Origin of the sequence: uncultured Shewanella sp. (assembly GCF_947495455.1) — a bacterium.
GTDB lineage: Bacteria > Pseudomonadota > Gammaproteobacteria > Enterobacterales > Shewanellaceae > Shewanella.
Genome location: NZ_CANLZC010000052.1, coordinates 18,653 through 37,300 on the forward strand (window position 1 = coordinate 18,653; position 18,648 = coordinate 37,300).

Consider the following 18,648-nt stretch of genomic DNA (forward strand, 5'->3'; position numbering starts at 1 on the left):
GCACGTGTAACGAACAATGGAAAGGATGTGTCAATGAAACTATTTACATCATTTACAAAGTGGGTTTTACTTGCTCTTCTCGCCCTCATTATTTTTTTTACCGCTTACCATTCTTATTTAAGATTAAAACCTGATGCCGCTAATTTGCCTGAGCATCACGGCAAAGTACACTCGCAGCTTCACTTAAGCCAAGGCAGTCAACAGCCATTACTTGTTTACTTGGGGGGAGAAGAGAATCATCATCATTGGAATAGTGACGCATCACTGAACTCAAAACAACGGCAGGCCATCAATAACCGAGGTTATGCGCTCCTGAGTTTAGACTACTTTGGTAAAGATGGTATTCCAAAACATCTAGATAGGATTGATTTAGCCGGTGTCCACAAGGCCATTTTGAACGCAGCAAGCCATCCACAAATTAATCCTCAATGCATTGCCTTAATAGGGGTATCAAAAGGCGCTGAGTTGGCATTAACCTTAGGCAGTTACTACCCAGAAATCAAAGCCGTTGCAGGTATCGTTCCCAGCCATGTCGTCTTTGCGGGTTTCACTAACACAATGGCGACATCTTCATTATCCATCAATGGGGAGCAACTCCCCTTTGTACCAGTCTCGCTACATTCTGTTTTAACTTATTTCACTCAAGACTTAAAATCCAGCATTGAAATCATGTTGCAAAATGAAGAAGCTGTTGAAAATGCAGCGATTAAAGTTGAAGATATTCAAGGCCCAATTCTGTTTATGTCAGCCATTAATGATAGACATTGGCCTTCAACAGAAATGTCAGAGAAAATGATGCAAAGATTAAGAGATCATGATTTTGCTTACCATTTTGAACATATTACCTCAGCGGGTGAGCATGGTGCTTGGATGAGTCAGGATGATAAAATTTATGATTTTTTTGAAGAACATTTAATCGCTAAAAACCCGTCAGACTGCTCAAGAAATCATACGATATCCATACAGGAGTATTAATTTCTCTATAAACTTGTTAAGTTTAATGTGTATTAAAGCGGCTTAAAGACTCAAGTCGCTAATATCCATACAGGGGTATTAATTTTTCTATAAACTTATTGACTTAAATGAGTATTAAAGCGGCTCAAAGACCCAAGTCGCTAATATCGCTAAATCTATCCCTATGATACTTCAAGCATAGTCACCTTTATCTTTTGAATCAATTGTTAACCTGAATGGTTAAGCGATATTGTTCAAGTGATAACCAAGAAAAATACCATCAAATATTGCTAAAAGCATTGTCATTGAAGGCAACTCACGACTATGCTCATAATGTACACTCAACTAGAGAACATAATGAAGCATTACCTATTAATAGTGGTTAGCTTAGTGCTATTGCTTAATGTTAACGCTTTTGCCTTAGAAAGCGATCTCCAGCAAGCAGTGATTATATCGGCAAGCAATCAGCAAGCTGATATTAAAAACAATCAAATGATCTTTAATGGCCCCGTTAAAGTGACACAAGGCTCTATTACCATTACAGCACAAACATTACGTGCTTTCTCCAAGAAAAATAACACTCAAAAGATATTAATTGCTATCGGTAACCCAGCAAGGTATTCGCAAAAAATGGAAAATGGATTAATGGCCTCAGCCAGTGCGAAAGAGATCCGTTATGATCTCAGCACTCGAGTATTACAATTAACAGGGAATGCAGTGCTTGAACAAAGTGGTAATAAAGTCAATAGCAATGCGATCACTTATAACATACAACAACAGAAACTCACCGCACAAAGCGGAGGAAAAGGTAATAATAGAGTCACAACCATAATCAAAATGGATCAAATCGGAAATCACTCATCAGCACATTCCAGTAATAGGAAAGTCAGTGCATCTTCTACCCATAATACAAAAGAAAAAAACAACAAAATAGACAGCAAAAAACAGAACTATCCCTCCGTAACAACCCACTCTCTTTCTACCAGTCAAGCTTCAATGAACAAAGACACGTCAGCAAACGTATCCCCTGACGCTTCAAACAATCAACATAATTGGTATATTCAAGTCGGGGCTTTTTCAAAGCGATCTTCAATGAATAAACTGATTAAAAACATTCAAAACAGCGGGTTTGAATATAAAATTCATTCCGATAATCTTAACGGAAAACCTATATTACGACTGTTAATTGGTCCCTATCAGACACAATCGGCGGCCAACAAAGACATGAACAAAGTTAAGTTCGAAATAGAAAACAACGCTTATTTATACCAAATCAAATAAGCGTTTTATTTTAGGAAATAAATTATGCCGTTACGGCTTGTTTACGTAAAAAAGGAATGAGTAATAGCCCGACAATAGCGGCAGAACAAGTCAATACAGTAAAGAATCCGGTCCAACTATAGAGCTCTAAAACACGCGCTAAAGGATAACCCGCAAGTGCTGCTCCCATATAAGCAAACAGGCCTACAAAGCCTGTGGCTGCACCTGCCGCATTCTTATGTGAGCACTCCGCCGCAGCGACACCAATGAGCATTTGAGGGCCAAACACAAAAAATCCAATAGCAAAAAAACACGCCGCCTGCATAAAATAACCTTGTGAGGGAAAAAACCAAAGTGCAGCCACAGCAATTAAAATCCCCACTGAAAATAACCAGTTCATCGGCCCTCGATTCCCTTTAAATAACAAATCCGATCCCCAGCCAGCCGCTAATGAACCAATAAATCCGCCAATCTCAAACAATGATAGAGCGCCATTGGCTGTCATTAAATCGTAACCTTGCTCTTCGGTTAAATACAGATTGCCCCAATCATTAATTCCCGTGCGAACGATATAAACCAACACATAACTTAAGGCTAATAACCAAATGTATTTATTCGAAAGCACATACTTAAACAATATGGCTTTGGTACTCAATCCTTCATCTGAATGCTCAAAAGCTTGTTCTAACTTATCTTGTCTCCAATCACCGATACTGGGTAACCCTAACGTTTGTGGCTTATCTCGTAAACGCCAGCAAAGAAATAATCCGACCACAATGGCACAAATACCAGGCACAATCATTCCCATACGCCAACTAAAATGCAATGTGAGAAAACCCACTAACAAGGGAATAATCGCCCCTCCCACATTATGAGAAGTATTCCAAATTGACCACCAAAAGCCACGCTCAGAACGTGAATACCAAGTGGTTAATAATTTTGAACAAGGTGGCCAGCCCCACCCTTGAAAGAATGCATTAAGCACCCAAAGTGATGCAAAAACAAAAATAGAAGAAGACAAGCCAAATAAAATATTAATCACACCCGTGGCAATAAGCCCTATTCCCATGAAATAACGGGGGTTAGCTCTATCACTCATGATGCCAGACAAAAATTTCGAACAGCCATATGTCAAATAAAATAAGGTACCTATGACACCAATATCTGACTTATCAAGCCCCAAATCGGCAACCATGGCAGGCATCACAAAGTTAAAACTTTTGCGAGTAAAATAAAAAACAGCATATCCTATGTACATAGTGAACATTAGGTGTAAACGCCAAAATCGATAATCTTTGTCGACCTGCTCAGAAGACTTAATTATTGGCTTTATAGGAGCCGCTTTAAAAAAATTAAACATAGTAATTCAACCTGTTTCTTAAGATCTTTTATTATTAATGACCCAATTTAAGATCTGTGATCATGCCTGCACAATTAAAATATTATGATCAACAAATTCAATGGATAACCCAATCCAAATGGCCATATTTAATGAACAAAATTTGTTAACGTTTTTTATGCAAGCAAAACAAGCCGACATGCTATATCATGTCTGGTTTATTCTCAAAGCCCCTCTTTTTTAAAACCTTATATTCATCATTTTATTAACGAAAAAAAGCCTGATAATAGTAAAAGCTTTCGATAGCACAGAAAACAAAAAATAAATCAAGACATTTATCAATAACATACCAGACACAACCCCATAATTAACCTTATCATACGACTTAACGCTAATAGCAACGTATTATTAATAATTTTACTTTCTAAACCTCAACAAAAACACCATGAAAAAACAATGAAATTACAATTTAAAAACAATTGGCCTTCCTATTTAATTACAACTAATCTTAAGCTAATCATTATTCCAAGGGCTTCCACACAGTCAAAAATATGACCCCACCCATTTTACAGTTAGTTGATATTTGCAAACATTACTCAGGTATTCATGCCTTAAATAAAGCCTCTCTCTCATTATATTCAGGTCAAGTCATGGCACTACTTGGTGAAAATGGTGCAGGTAAATCGACATTAATGGGAATACTTTCAGGCAGCATCAAGCCAGACTCTGGTCATATTATTTTTCACCAAAAAGAGATAAGCTTTCCTCATCCCAAAGCGGCACAAAACAAAGGGATCAGTATCATTCATCAAGAACTTAACCTGATCCCTGAACTCTCCATCGCAGACAATATTTATCTAGGTAGGGAACCGACAACATTCGGCCATATCACAAAAAAAACGATCGACGAGAAAACGCAAAAGCTACTGACACAGTTCCATATCCAACATGCTCCTGACACAAAAGTCAGCCTGCTCAGGTTAGGGGAACAACAAATGATCGAAATAGCCAAAGCCTTATCTCAACAAGCTAACATCATTATTATGGATGAGCCCACAGATACACTCACTGATAATGAAACTCAGCGTCTATTTAACGTCATTAAACAACTCAAGAAACAAGGCTGTGCCATCATCTATATTTCTCATCGATTACCTGAGATCTTTCAAATATGTGATTGCGTCACCATTTTACGAGATGGGGAAACCATCACTCAAAAAAACATCGAAGAATTGACTGAAAATAGCATGATTGAATTGATGGTTGGTCGATCACTGGATCAGCAATACCCTGACATGTCTCCCCCTACAAACAAGATTCGATTACAAATAAAAGGCCTATGTGGTCCCTTGCTAAATGGTATTCAAATTACCAACCAAAGTTTTCACGTTAATGTTGGAGAAATTCTTGGGTTTTCTGGTTTAATTGGCTCAGGACGGACAGAAATGATGAAGCTGATTTACGGAGCACTTCCTCGAAATAAAGGTAAAATTAGTATTGATGGCACTCTAATTGATGCCAGCTCACCCAATAAAAGTTTACAAGCAGGATTAGCTTATATTTCCGAGGATAGAAAAAGTGACGGACTGATCTTGTCGTTATCCGTTAGAGATAACATGAGTTTATGCGCTTTACATCAACTTTGTTACTTTACGGGACACATTAAACATTCTGCAGAACACGATTTAATTCAACATTATATTCGTCAATTTAATATTAAAATCTCCAATATCAAACAAACCTTAGGCCACTTATCTGGCGGAAATCAACAAAAAGTGGCCATTGCAAAAGGGCTAATGCTTCAACCTAAAGTCCTTATTTTAGATGAACCAACAAGGGGCGTAGACGTCGGAGCTAAAAAAGAAATATACACCCTCATTAACACACTCAAATCGAATGGACTGAGTATTATCTTAATATCATCTGATTTACCCGAAATTTTGGGCATGTCCGATCGTATTTTAGTCATGTACCAAGGTCGTATTAACGGAGAATTTATCCCTTCTCAAACCAACCAAGCACAATTACTTGCCGCCGCCATTGACGAGAAACCATTATGACCCCACCTGCCCATTCACGTACTCATTTTCTGTCTAAAAGCTGGCTAATAGAACAAAAATCATTACTGACGTTGATTTTATTGATCATTATTGTCTCTTTACTTAACGACAACTTTTTTACTATCAATAATATACTCAATATTCTTAGACAAACCTCTGTTAATGCCATTATTGCTGTCGGAATGACACTCGTCATTTTAACAGCAGGAATTGATCTTAGTGTCGGTTCCGTGCTCGCGCTTTGTGGTGCTCTCACCGCCAGTATGATTGGATTGTCTCTTCCCATTGCAGTGACTCTACCATTGGCCTTATTAGCAGGCGCTATGTTAGGGAGCGTTAGTGGCCTCATTATTGCTAAAGGAAAAGTGCAAGCCTTTATTGCCACTTTAGTGACAATGACAGCAATAAGAGGAGTGACATTGGTTTATACTGATGGCCGCCCTATCTCAACGGGCTACACAGATCTTGCCGATCGTTTTTCTTGGTTTGGAACAGGTTATGCCTTCTCGATCCCTATTCCCGTTTGGATCATGTTCATTGTTTTTTTACTCGCTTATTATCTTCTTAATTACACTCGATTAGGTCGATATATTTATGCCATTGGTGGTAATGAAGCAGCAGCGCACCTTTCAGGGATCAATGTCGCTAAAGTCAAAATCACTGTATATGCAATATGTGGGGCATTATCTGCACTTGCCGCCATTATTATTACTTCTAGACTCTCCTCCGCTCAACCTAATGCTGGTATGGGATATGAATTGGATGCTATTGCGGCTGTAGTACTGGGAGGAACAAGTTTAATGGGAGGAAAAGGCACTGTCATTGGTACCCTGATCGGTGCGCTTATTATTGGCTTTTTAAATAATGCATTAAACTTATTAGATGTCTCTTCTTACTATCAAATGATTATTAAAGCTGGTGTTATTTTACTGGCTGTCATTATTGACAATAAAAAAACCTAATATGACTTGGAGTCCATCAATGCTAAAACCACTGTTGTTTCTCATATTCATTGCTTTTGCATTTCCTCTACAGGCCAACAATGACAAAAGCATTGCTTTAGTTATCTCCACGCTCAATAATCCTTTCTTTGTCACAATGCGAGATGGAGCAAAAGAACAAGCTAACGCTTTAGGTTATGAATTACGTGTACTTAACTCACAAAATGACCCTGCCAAAGAACTTGCCAATGTTGAAGATCTCATCACTAGAAAAGTGAAGGTTATATTAATCAATCCAACAGATTCTGACGCAGTAAGCAATTCAATAAGGCTAGCAAATCATGCCAATATTCCCGTCATTACATTAGACCGAGACGCCAATCACGGCAAGGTGATGTCACATATCGCCTCTAATAATATCAAAGGAGGTGAGCTTGCAGGCAGCTTTATCGCAGAGAAAATTGGAGAAAAAGGGTCAGTGATACAGTTAGAAGGTATTGCTGGTACATCAGCCTCCAGAGAAAGAGGAGAAGGCTTTTTACACGCGGTGAAAACAAATCATCTCACTTTACTAGCCTCACAACCAGCCGATTTTGATCGTACTAAAGGGCTCAATGTCATGGAAAACTTGTTAACCGCGTATCCCAATGTGCAAGCCATTTTTGCTCAAAATGATGAAATGGCACTCGGAGCACAAAGCGCAACGCAAGCAGCCAACAAGCACTTAATTATCGTAGGCTTTGATGGAACAAAAGCTGGAATTGCTGCAGTAAAAAGAGGAAAAATCACCGCAACCATTGCCCAACAACCTGATGTCATTGGCCAAATCGGTGTCAAAACAGCTATCGAGGTCTTACAAAATAAGGCGGTGCCCGACATAATTCCTGTCCCCCTAAAGCTAATCACTAACCCTAAGTAACTTGATGTAATGCTCTCCTCCTTCACTACAACATCACTATTTTATCATTAACCTTGTAAAATAAAGTTAAAAAATGCAGAAGACCAATATGCAGGTTAGCTGAATTTATTCATTAGGTAACCAAAGTGTGACTCTTAGCCCAACCTCTTGCCGATTATGTAAGCTCATCAAACCATGATGCGCTTCTATAATTTCACGGCATAAAGGTAAACCGAGTCCAGTACCCGCTTGCTTAGTCGAATAAAAAGGCAGTAATGCTTGCTTTAGCACTTCACTCGACATGCCTTCTCCCTTATCTTGAATAATGATCTCATCGCCCATTTTTCCATCAAGACTAACTTTTCCGTTAATCATTAATTGTATGTCATTAGGATTTGAACCTGATTCAAAAGCATTTTTTAATAAATTCAATATGACTTGTTCCATTTGGATCACATCGAAATAGCCTTTCTCTTTTGGTAAAGCACAGACTAGCTCAAAGGAATAATATTGCATGATTTGTGATGAAAACTTTTCCCAATCGATTGCTTGCTTATGAGGTAAAGGTAATTTTGCAAATCGAGAATAATCGGCAATAAACTGGCTTAAATGCTGGCTACGATCGGCAATAGTATCAAAAATCAAATTAAGCTGCGGATTATTCATCCTCGGAGTGATCATCTTTCCAGAGTTAACCATAGACACAATCGGCGCTACCGAATTATTCAATTCGTGGCTGATAATGCGGATCACCTTTTTCCATACTTTGACTTCTTGGCGATCTAATTCTCGCGTCATTTGTTTCAATAAGAGTAAATGATGGTTTTGGCCATTTAGAAGAAAACACCCTCTGGAAAGATGCCATGTTTCCCAGTTTTCTGCCGCATTCATATTTTCATCACCATGATCAACCAGTGCGTCTTTCGGGCAGGATTGCTTAACATTTTGCCAAGAAAATAATCCTTCTTTCATTTCCTTAATGGCATCGCTTAAAACTTGAGGCATGTCTTTCAAAACAGAGAAAAGATTTAACCCCACCAGCGGTCGACCTTGATAAAACTGATGTCTCGCAGAATCATTAGCGTAAATAATCATCTCTTTATCATCAAACAATAACATGACATTTGGAGAGCTTTGGATCACTTTATCCAGTAACAGCTCTCGCTGATAAATAAACTGTCGCTCCAAACGTAAACTGTTCGATGCGTGATTAAACAGCTCAAATAATGATTTAAAAGGTTCATTTTTTCCTGCTGATAAACTGACACTAAAGTCATTGTCTTTAAAATTTAGAAGCCCTACTTCTAAGGCTTTTAAGGATTTCGATAAATGTCGAGTCACATAAAGACTGGCAATAAGGGCCATGAAAGCCGACAATAAAAATGACCAAAATAAGGCCGTTTCCTCAGCATAGTGACCTAATAATTCAGCATAGCGACCTAATAATAATGCCGCAGCAAGGCTCACTACACTAACAAAAGTGGACATCAACACTAGCTGAGCTCGAATGGATCCTGCAATCCTCCAGATTTTATTATTCTTCACACCCATGGGCTCATCATCACCTTTCACCATTACTGCTTAATGACTTTTCTATGCCGTATTTTTCCATGCGTCGATACAAAGATTGACGGCTTAAGCCTAAGGTTCTTGCCACTTTTGCGATAACTCCATTATGCTCAACTAACGCTTTCTTAATACTCGCTTTCTCAATACTCGCTTTCTCAATACTGGTTTTATTCACCGTCGGCACAGCTGTATTTGATGTTTTGTCATGAGCCATATTTCCTGTGTTCACCCTTTTATCTTCAATGGGTGCGCGTAGAGACAATGTATTGGCTGCAACTTGAGGTTCAATCCTGTCATCAGATTTAATACCAAAATCATTTATCGACAATACCCCATTTTTGGCCAGAATCGTCGCTCGCTTACAGGCATTTTCAAGCTCTCTAACATTACCAGGCCAAGGGTAATGGTATAATCCCTGCTTTGCCTGCTTATTCAAGGTAAAATGCGCTCCAATAAAATGCGCCACTAAAGGTAAAATATCATCTTGTCGCTGGTTTAGAGGGGCTAATGCCAGTTCAATCACATTTAGACGGTAGAAAAGATCTTCTCTAAATTCTCCCATTTTTATCGCTTCATGAAGCGCGGCATTCGTTGCACTGATCACTCTGACATTGACTTTACGCGTCACAGAACTGCCTAAACGTTCAAACTCCCCCGTTTGCAATACTCTTAAGAGTTTAATTTGACCCGATAAGGGTAAGTTACCAATTTCATCTAAAAATAAACTTCCACCATCGGCAGCTTCAAAACGCCCAGTTCGAGCCTTAGTGGCCCCAGTAAACGCGCCTGCCTCAGCGCCAAATAACTCAGCTTCTAATAAATCAATCGGCAAAGCACCCACATTCACTTTAATAAAAGGTTTATCATGTAAATGTGAATTAAAATGAATAATATCAGCCAATTTATCTTTACCAGCACCATTAGGCCCTGTGATTAATACTGGCACATCCGATTTCGCCACTTGCAAGGCTAAATCAACACAACGTTGCATCACGCCACTGGCAAAGACTAAGCCGCATAAATTTGCCGAATCAATGCTTTGCATCCGCTGCGCGTTAATACGCTCCAACTGACGTTTTTCTTTTGTGATATGCTGTAAATCCAATAAATTTTTAATACTGGTCAACAGCTTATTATCATCCCAAGGCTTTCCCATATAATCAGCAGCGCCTTGCTTAACAAGCTCAACGGCTAATTCCAACTGAGTCCATGCCGTTAATAAAATAATGGGTAATTGAGACTGTTTTTCTCTTAAAGCATAAAATAAGGCCTTACCTTCTTCACCCGATGTTGTATCTTGAGTGAAGTTCATGTCTTGTAATACAAGCGCAATATCGTGCTTATCAAGTAAGTTGAGTGCAGCCTTAGGTGATAAACAGCTCAAAGTCTCGTAACCTTGCAGCGTTAACATCAAGGCCAGCGCATCACAAATCGCCTGATTATCATCAACAATTAATATCACACCATTTTGTTTTATCATCGAGCAAGATGACATCTTTTCTGACACGCTCATGGATCTCTCTTAAATACTTCGAGTGGCCGTTGCAGGAGAAATCATTGCCGCTTTTTGTGCGGGAATGAGCACTGCAATTGTGGTTAACACCAACAAGCCTATTAGTGTGAACAAAGGGTACTGAGGGGCTAACATAGGTAAACTATAAAGCTGCATTAATTGCTGACCCAATTGCAGTGCCAATATGGCTCCTATCACGCCACCTAAAATACAAATAATATAATTTTCAATGAGAAAGAATTGAATGATATCACCTTTAGTGGCCCCTAAGGCGCGACGAGTCCCAATTTGTTTCGTTCGCCTACCAATATTAAACATCACCATTCCCGCTAAACCAAGCGATGTGATCAATAATAACAATATCACCATGACACCAAGTATTGACGCCATCAGTTCATGATTACGATAAGCACTCTGTCTATATTCATTAATGGATTTAAAACCTTTAATCACTCGATTCGGTTCATCTTGATGTAACAATGCCGGAATACTCTCTTTTAATGCCTCAATATTATTTGAATGGCTTCGTACTACGTACTTGTGAAAAGCACCACCCATAGGCACATTAAAGATGATACTATTGTCATTCATTTCTCGATTAACCCAAGCTCCTTGCAAAGTGTCAATCACGCCAATCACTTTAACCGGATAATCTCCCCAATCTCCCATATAAATGACCTTATCTAAAGGTGATCCCTCACCCCATGCTCTTTGTGCAAAGGTTTTCGTCACTAAAGCTAGTGTGGGCGCTTCTCCTCCCTTGAGAATGATTTCATCAGGATAAAAATTTCTTCCTTCTATTAAGTTAACACCTAAGGTATTCACCAAACGATCATCACCATAATATGTGGGCGCCTCTGGTGCCGCTTTTGACTCAGCTTGATTTTCTCCTATCATAAAAGTCGATGAAGATCCCCCTCCCCCTAAAGGCGACATATTAATCACGCTTGCATCTATCACGTCAGGTAAACGCCTAATTGCAGCCAAATCTCGCTGCCTCTGCTTATCCAAATCGATATCGGCATCGAAAGCATAAAGGTTAAACGTAAAAACTTGCGCTTCAGTCACTCCAGAATCTCGCTGCATTAAGCTTAAGCGTTCAATGATAATAAAACTGGCATTGGCCACGATGGCGACCGATAGAATGATTTGGGCTAAGAGTAAAAGTGGTCCGGTTTTATTACGCTTCAAGGTACTTAGAATAGGTTTAATGTGTAACATATGACATCCTTTTACTGACTTTTTAGGTAAATGCTAGGTTGAGTACGGCAAATTCGCCACGCTGGATACATGCCCGCTAACAAGGCAGCACTAATGGCAACTGTGGGAGCGAATAACCACATACTCCAATCTAATTGGGTTAAGGCTTCACCTAGTTTAAAACGTGAAGTCAATAGTGATAAAGCTGTCCAAGCCCAAAACAAACCAAACACGCCACCTGCAGCACCTAATATGGCAACCTCTACCATATATTGCGCAAAAATGTGTAATCGACTCGCGCCAATCGCACGGCGCACACCCACTTCGGGGGCTTGTTTTAAAAATTTAGCGAGTAGCAGTCCTAACATGTTAACCAGACATACCACGAGAAACAGTAAGCTCAATCCCACAAGAATTTTATTATCTTCTGGCACCACTTTATTGATATTCAACCAAGTTTGCACATCGGCTATCTCGCCTCTGGCATCATCTCGCTCAAAACGCCCTAAACCTTGTTGTTGCTTTACATATGCCTTAAGCCAAGCTTGATAGTCTTGCACTTGCTGCTCACTTTCAAGTTCTACCCAGTATTGCAACCAGTGACTTTCTGACATCAAGCCTTCTTGATAATTACGAATATCTTCAGTTTTCCAGCTTTGGTTATTTCCCCAAGATTCAAACTCTTCAATAGGTGAAAGAGAAAAGGGTACATAAATTAACTCAGGATCACTAAAAGGTCCGTTATTTAAATCATAATATTTAGGATCCACCTTCCAGTGCGCGATGACACCCACCACTTGATATAATTTCTGATTTAAATACAGCTCTCGTCCTACGCTATTTTCACCTTTAAACAAGTCTTGATTGAGTGATTGACTGATCACAACTTGATAAGCAGCATCGGTATCGATATTTTTAGACCAAGGCTTTCCATAAAGAAAAGGCACTGAAAATAATTCAAAAAAATCACTATCTGTTGCTCTTATTCGCTCTAATCTAGGCTGAAAATCGACGTCCATGGTTTGCAGAGCAGCGCCGGTTTTAAACATGGCAACTTGCCTTGTTGGCACCGTACTTTTTCGTAAGTTAATCGCATCTTGGTAAGTAATTTGTTCATTAATATCAGGCCAAGCATCCTTCCCTTGACTCATGAGTTGCACGGCAAAAAGTTGCGTGGTTCGCTCCCCTGCGGGGTTAGTATTCATTTGTTGGTACACATTAAAAGTGGTGATCGTAATGCCAATTCCAATTGATATAGCCAGCACCATTAGCAGTGATAAATAAGGCGTTTTTTTGATGCTGCGCCAACCTAAATCCATATAATAAAAAAACATGCTTAACTTTCCTTTTAATAACACGCTAGATAACCACTGAGCCTTCTGCTGTTTTAGCATTGAATGCTTGTTCTTGATACATGCTAAAGTCACACACTTGGCCATCGACGATTTGAATATTGCGCTGAGCGCGCCTAGCAAGATCCCCATCATGGGTCACCATAATAATGGTGGTACCTGCTTGATTAATCTTTTCAAGTAATTCCATCACTTGCCTTGCCATTAAGCTGTCTAAATTCCCTGTGGGTTCATCCGCTAATAAGAATTTTGGCTCCCCTGCTAACGCTCTAGCAATTGCCACTCTTTGTTGCTGTCCACCCGATAACTGTGAAGGGAAATGTTTCATGCGGGCTGCTAACCCGACTTGCTCTAGCGCCTCACTCACACGACGATGTCGTTCTTTCGCATTAAAACCTCGATACCTTAATGGTACTTCAACATTCTCAGCCAAATTCAAATCGGGAATCAAATTAAACCCTTGAAAAATAAAACCTATCTTTTCATTGCGAATACTGGCACTTTTATTATCACTGACATTGGCGATATTCATCCCATCAAGAAAATAATCCCCGTGTGTAAAGCCCTCTAACAGTCCTGCGATATTTAAAAAAGTGGTTTTTCCTGAGCCAGAGGGCCCTGTCACCGCTAAAAATTCTCCTTCTTTTACTTCAAGATTAAAATTACGCAAAGCATGAGTTTCAACGAGATCCGTTTTAAATACCTTACTGACATTTTTCATGATTAACATTATTTCTTCCTTAACTGATTAAATCGATTGTATTCCATCAATAAAACACTCATTTGCCTTAGAAAGGCCAAGCAAGCTCACTTCCAATTGAAAAGACAGCTCCAGCATTGAAAAATGAACAAAGAATTTGCTACCTGATGTGTTATTTTCAAATCTCAATAAAATAAAAATAAACAGCAGCACAAACAGCAGGTTATATCGACTCATTATCGTAACTGCACCTCATCGGCTTTTTTAAAGGGATCAAGGCTAGAGATCACCCACACATCACCAACACTTCCGCCACTTAAAACTTCAACATGACTCATACTGCGCGCGCCCAAAGTGATCGCTATTGGCTTAGCTATCTTATCTTGTACGGCATAAACCCTCTGTCCTCCTCCGCTGCGAACAAAAGCCCCTTTTTTCACCATTAATATATTAGGTTTATTTTCAAGTAACACTCGCGCAGACAAACGCTGATTCTGCCTTAAATGTAAATTGTCATCTTGAGCAAAGCGCACCCTAGCAGTCACTTCACGATTAATCACCTCTGGAGAAATGGACGATAGCTTCCCCATCACGGTAATAGCACCAAAATTAAGCTCAACATCCATCCCCAAACCGAGTTCATCTGCGTAAATTTCTGGCACGGCAAGCTCTGCTTCAAATGCGCTTAAGTCCACGACCGTCAATAATGCTTGCCCTTGAGACACCCGCGCTTTTTGTTCTACAAGCCAGTTGCCAATAATGCCGGATACTGGCGCAGTGATCTTCAAGGCAGCAACTTGCCTTCTAAGCTCTGTCACCACCAGGTTTTGTCTCTGCACCTCTGAAATTTTATCTTTAATTTCAAATTCTAACGTATCTTTCATCAAGGCCACTTCTTTTTCGGCATGGGCAAAGGCTAGCGTCGCTTTTTGCAAGGTATCTTTCCCCGCTTCAAAATCAATTTCACTAATTAAATGTGTCTTAATTAACACATCCCCACGACGACTTTCTCGCTTCGCCGCCGCTAAATCGACTCTGGCCAAATCAAGGATCTGCTCACTGGCTAATTGCTGACGCCGCGCATCGAGTTTGGCGCGCGCTAAGGCACTTTTCATGCCTTCTAATACTGAATCTTGTTGCTTTAATCGACTCATCAATCCATGGCTTTCTATTTTTGCAATCACCTCTCCCTTTTCAACCCTATCCCCAGGATTTGACACTAGCGTCACATTGCCCATTTGCGTGCTATACAATATTGGCGCATTCGCTGCCACTATCTTTCCAGTGGTACTGACATCACGTATTAAGGTCCCTTTTTCTAACGTGGCTAACCTCAATGCAGTTGCATCAATGGAAAAGCGCGCTTGCGATGAAAATAAGTTGGCACTTACCGCGCCAATAACACACAACACACTCACTAATAGCAGTAAGGGTTTAATCCATTGCTTACTTTTATTGGGAACGCGCACCTTATCTTGTCCACTGGTGTCTTTAATCATGTTTATTTCTCTTAATGTCCATTTCAATCATCACATTCCACCATTAGGTGCATGTTTTAGCCCTGACTTTAGAAAAGCTAAAATCATGCCAACTGTTAATAATTGATTTAATACATAAGGTTAGTAAAAATTAAATAGAAAACATGTCCACCGGACAATACAAAGAAGTGTCCGACATATGAATAAACTGTCCGCAATTATAAAAACTGTCCGCGCTTAGCGGTCACTTGCTCATAAAAACAACTGAGTGGCATAGTGTTAGATCAACATGGAAAGTGGGCATGGGTCTATGACCAGTATTAAATATTTTGTTAAAAATCAATTGTTAATAACGACTTTTTCATAATTTTGGATTAACCATGTTTTTTTTGTTGGCTTTATTTTATATAAGTTGGAACTAATTGTTTGAAACTTGTTTTAAATTAAGATATTTTAATCGGTTTTTTATGGGTAACAAAAAACTAATTTAGTACTCGATACAGTACCAGGATTTTAAAATTAAGGTGCTGATCTTCATTATATTTTATCTGTATTAGGCGGTTAGATGGAAGAATTTAAACAGACTCGTCGGGAATTTATAAAAACCGTCGTGATTGCTGGAGTGAGTGTGTATTTTGCCCCCCTTGCAAGTGCAATGACTCGAGAACAAGAATATTTGTATAAGCCCAATAAAGATTGGGCCAGTAATGGTGAAGCTAAGTATCGTGTAGATGCGGTGCAAAAAGTCACAGGCCAGAAAGTATTTGCTCGTGATTTCAGAGCAAAAGATTTTAAGGAATGGCCGAATACTCAATGGCATGGCTACATTGTTTGCGCGACAAAAGCGAATCATATTTTCGAAAATATCGATTTATCTTTTTTAGAAAAACAACCCACAAAAGTGATTTTAGCTGAAGATTTAGCTAAACAAGATATCGAGCTACCTCAATTTCATGGTGAGGAAATGCTTCTTGAAAAAGGCAAAGTCGCCCAATTCTTAGGCCATCCTGTTGCTATTTTACTCTTTGACCGTTTTGATGATTTTAATGCTGCAAAGTCACGTCTGGATTTTAATCAAAATATCGTCAAATATGGGGCAAAAGTCCCCGCTTATGAACGTAACCCTTATGCGGCATGGCGAGTCGTACGTGTTGCAGAGAACCGAACAGAAGGTAAAGATATTTTCTCACCTTTCCAAGATGGATTATTCTTTCCAGCTTACCAACTTAGACAACCTAAATGGCCATCGACACGTAATATCAGTGGCGATTTGGGGGAAAGAGGCATGTTTTATGCCGATCGCATCAATCAAAGCATGGAAAATGAGCAATTTCATGTGGTTGAAAAGAAGTTTCAAACCCAAATCATTGAACCTATGATGCTAGAGCCTGAGGCGGCTAATATTTGGTTTGATGCAAAAAATGCTACCATGCATGGTACTGTGACATGCCAAGATCCCACCGATTTCACAGAAATGGCAGTCCATATGCTCAAAGCTTCAAAACCGGGGAAAACAGTCGAAAATGTTAAACTCTACTCTGGCTTTGTTGGCGGCGCATTTGGCGCAAAAGATCATTCTATTTTTCCTTTTTATGCCCTAGCAGCCAGTTTATTTACCGATGGCAACCCTATCCGCATTGCAAACGATCGCTATCAGCAATTTCAATCGGGGTTGAAACGTCATCCCTTTAAAATTGAAAATCGCTTAGCGATCAATAAAGAAACATTGAAAATTGAAGCATTGACCTCTAAGTCTGATGTGGATGGTGGCGGTCGTGAAAACTTCTCAGCCAGTGTCGCCTCTGCTGGTATGTCAGCCATGCAAGGGGTATTTTATATTCCTCAAAGTGATCTTCAGGCCACTGCACACCACTCCCGCAATGTCACATCAGGCTCAATGCGCGGTTATGGTTCGACACAATGCATGCCCGTCATCGATTTGATGATAGGTCAAGCAGCGGCTGAGCTTAACGTCGATCCCTTTGAATTACGCCGCAGAAATTTACTCAAAACGGCTGATCTAAATACTCAGGGTGCAGAAATCGATGGTGAAATTCGTTACCGCGAAATATTAGATAAAGCGGAACAACATCCTATTTGGCAGCAAAGAGTGGCCAATAAAAAAGCCTTTGAGGCCGAGAATCCCAATAAAGTTTTTGGGGTTGGGTATTCACTTCTTGCTAAAAACTACGGCACAGGTAACGTCGGTCCTAATGCCGCGGTCAATATTTCTCCTGATGGCGACATTTTACTCGAAATCGAATACATGGAAATGGGATCTGGCGCGCAAACCAGCCAAGGATTATTAACCCATGAATTTTTTGGCGCTGCTGCCGATGAAGTGCATATTGCCGTCACTGAAACATGGAAAGCATTGCAGCTGTATGAAACAGATAACCCCTATATCATCAGCCAAGAAAAACAAGACAAAATGTCTAAAGATCCCCTTTGGACACCGGTCAAATTAATGGCCAGTAGCGCTTCTGATTCAGCAACTTTTCAAACTGAAGCCACTAAAGGCGCATGTAACGTTGTCTATCAATACGGCATTTTACCTGCTGCACGTATTTTATGGTCATTGCCAAAAGGCAGTGATTTATCGGCTGCAAAATGGCATGAAGGTCAATTTACCCTTGAAGGAAAACCAGCATTAGACTTTAAATTTCTGGCTAAAACCGCTCACGAACTGGGTTTTGTCACAGGTTGTGTTGCCCATACAGTCAACCGTTGGTCTTGGACAGAAGCAGAGTTTACCGTTGAAGGCGATACCCAAGTCCACTCTTTAGATGCCATGGCTGTTCGGTATGGACAAGGTGCCAGCAACACCAAGAAACAAAAAATGGACAGTTCAGGTTATCATTTAATTAAACGTAATTGGGTCAATTACCCAAGCACAAAGTTTAATAACGCCATGGTGACTTACTATGCACCTTGTGATTGCCTCATTGAACTTGCCGTTGATAAACACACAGGAAAAGTCGATATTCTGCGCTCTCATAGTGTATTAGATGCAGGGCCTGTTATCTCACAACCTATTGTAGATGGCCAAATTCAGGGCGGACTCGCCATGGGAGTCGGTCATGTATTACACGAGTATTTACCCCCATTTGAAGAAGGTGCGGGTAACGGCACATGGAACCTCAACCGTTACCATGTTCCCATGGCGTCAGATCTTCCCGTTTGGAATATGACATCCGAAACCTTACCTTCTACGAATCGAGCTGCAAGACCAAAAGGGATTGCGGAAGTGGTTATGCTTCCCGTTATTTCAGCCGTTCAAGACGCACTTTTCAATGCTATAGGCCATCGCTTTGAGCAAACTCCTATTACACCGCAGCAGATCAAAGCAAGGATCAATTCATGAACACCATCAACGCAATAGGC

The 18,648-nt window shown here is 39.9% G+C and carries 14 protein-coding genes; 6 read left to right on the plus strand and 8 right to left on the minus strand.

Annotation, left to right across the window (positions count from 1 at the left end):
• The first annotated feature begins 33 nt into the window (after window positions 1-33).
• On the plus strand, window positions 34-975 hold the full coding sequence (locus tag Q0791_RS14130) for an acyl-CoA thioester hydrolase/BAAT C-terminal domain-containing protein (RefSeq protein ID WP_299007510.1): 942 nt from the start codon (window positions 34-36) through the stop codon (window positions 973-975).
• A gap of 336 nt (window positions 976-1,311) precedes the next feature.
• Window positions 1,312-2,235 carry a lipopolysaccharide transport periplasmic protein LptA gene (lptA, locus tag Q0791_RS14135; RefSeq protein WP_299007513.1) on the plus strand — a complete coding sequence of 308 codons (924 nt, stop codon included), beginning with the start codon at window positions 1,312-1,314 and terminating at the stop codon, window positions 2,233-2,235.
• Between the two features lie 22 nt (window positions 2,236-2,257).
• Here lptA and Q0791_RS14140 read toward each other — a convergent pair whose 3' ends face one another.
• Window positions 2,258-3,574 carry an MFS transporter gene (locus Q0791_RS14140; RefSeq protein ID WP_299007516.1) on the minus strand — a complete coding sequence of 439 codons (1,317 nt, stop codon included), beginning with the start codon at window positions 3,572-3,574 and terminating at the stop codon, window positions 2,258-2,260.
• Between the two features lie 530 nt (window positions 3,575-4,104).
• On the opposite strand from Q0791_RS14140, the gene Q0791_RS14145 reads away from it, so the two are divergent.
• Genes Q0791_RS14145 through rbsB form a run of 3 tightly spaced genes read left to right on the plus strand, consistent with a single transcriptional unit; the run spans window position 4,105 to window position 7,473 of the window.
• Window positions 4,105-5,613, plus strand: a complete 1,509-nt coding sequence (locus Q0791_RS14145; protein WP_299007519.1) for an ATP-binding cassette domain-containing protein — start codon at window positions 4,105-4,107, stop codon at window positions 5,611-5,613.
• Entirely contained in the window at window positions 5,610-6,575 is a 966-nt protein-coding gene (gene rbsC, locus Q0791_RS14150) for a ribose ABC transporter permease (RefSeq protein WP_299007522.1), read from the plus strand. Before Q0791_RS14145 ends, rbsC begins: the two co-directional genes overlap by 4 nt.
• Before the next feature lie 19 nt (window positions 6,576-6,594).
• On the plus strand, window positions 6,595-7,473 hold the full coding sequence (rbsB, locus tag Q0791_RS14155; RefSeq protein WP_299007524.1) for a ribose ABC transporter substrate-binding protein RbsB: 879 nt from the start codon (window positions 6,595-6,597) through the stop codon (window positions 7,471-7,473).
• 105 nt (window positions 7,474-7,578) lie between these two features.
• On the opposite strand, the gene Q0791_RS14160 is transcribed toward rbsB, so the two are convergent.
• Genes Q0791_RS14160 through Q0791_RS14190 form a run of 7 tightly spaced genes read right to left on the minus strand, consistent with a single transcriptional unit; the run spans window position 7,579 to window position 15,285 of the window.
• Window positions 7,579-9,003 (minus strand): ATP-binding protein, encoded by a 1,425-nt coding sequence (locus Q0791_RS14160; RefSeq protein WP_299007526.1) that lies wholly within the window; start codon window positions 9,001-9,003, stop codon window positions 7,579-7,581.
• 10 nt (window positions 9,004-9,013) lie between these two features.
• The gene (locus Q0791_RS14165; RefSeq protein ID WP_299007527.1) at window positions 9,014-10,534 is read right to left on the minus strand and encodes a sigma-54 dependent transcriptional regulator; all 1,521 of its coding nucleotides are present in this window, start codon (window positions 10,532-10,534) and stop codon (window positions 9,014-9,016) included.
• Between the two features lie 9 nt (window positions 10,535-10,543).
• On the minus strand, window positions 10,544-11,755 hold the full coding sequence (locus tag Q0791_RS14170) for an FtsX-like permease family protein (RefSeq protein WP_299007529.1): 1,212 nt from the start codon (window positions 11,753-11,755) through the stop codon (window positions 10,544-10,546).
• Between the two features lie 11 nt (window positions 11,756-11,766).
• Window positions 11,767-13,068 carry an ABC transporter permease gene (locus tag Q0791_RS14175; RefSeq protein WP_299007531.1) on the minus strand — a complete coding sequence of 434 codons (1,302 nt, stop codon included), beginning with the start codon at window positions 13,066-13,068 and terminating at the stop codon, window positions 11,767-11,769.
• A gap of 25 nt (window positions 13,069-13,093) precedes the next feature.
• The gene (locus Q0791_RS14180) at window positions 13,094-13,816 is read right to left on the minus strand and encodes an ABC transporter ATP-binding protein (protein ID WP_299007533.1); all 723 of its coding nucleotides are present in this window, start codon (window positions 13,814-13,816) and stop codon (window positions 13,094-13,096) included.
• Between the two features lie 18 nt (window positions 13,817-13,834).
• Window positions 13,835-14,023 (minus strand): hypothetical protein, encoded by a 189-nt coding sequence (locus tag Q0791_RS14185; protein WP_299007535.1) that lies wholly within the window; start codon window positions 14,021-14,023, stop codon window positions 13,835-13,837.
• Window positions 14,023-15,285: an HlyD family efflux transporter periplasmic adaptor subunit gene (locus tag Q0791_RS14190; protein WP_299007539.1), complete on the minus strand. Its 1,263-nt coding sequence runs from the start codon at window positions 15,283-15,285 to the stop codon at window positions 14,023-14,025. Before Q0791_RS14190 ends, Q0791_RS14185 begins: the two co-directional genes overlap by 1 nt.
• A 544-nt stretch (window positions 15,286-15,829) precedes the next feature.
• On the opposite strand from Q0791_RS14190, the gene Q0791_RS14195 reads away from it, so the two are divergent.
• Entirely contained in the window at window positions 15,830-18,628 is a 2,799-nt protein-coding gene (locus Q0791_RS14195) for a molybdopterin cofactor-binding domain-containing protein (protein ID WP_299007537.1), read from the plus strand.
• The last annotated feature ends 20 nt before the right edge of the window (window positions 18,629-18,648 follow it).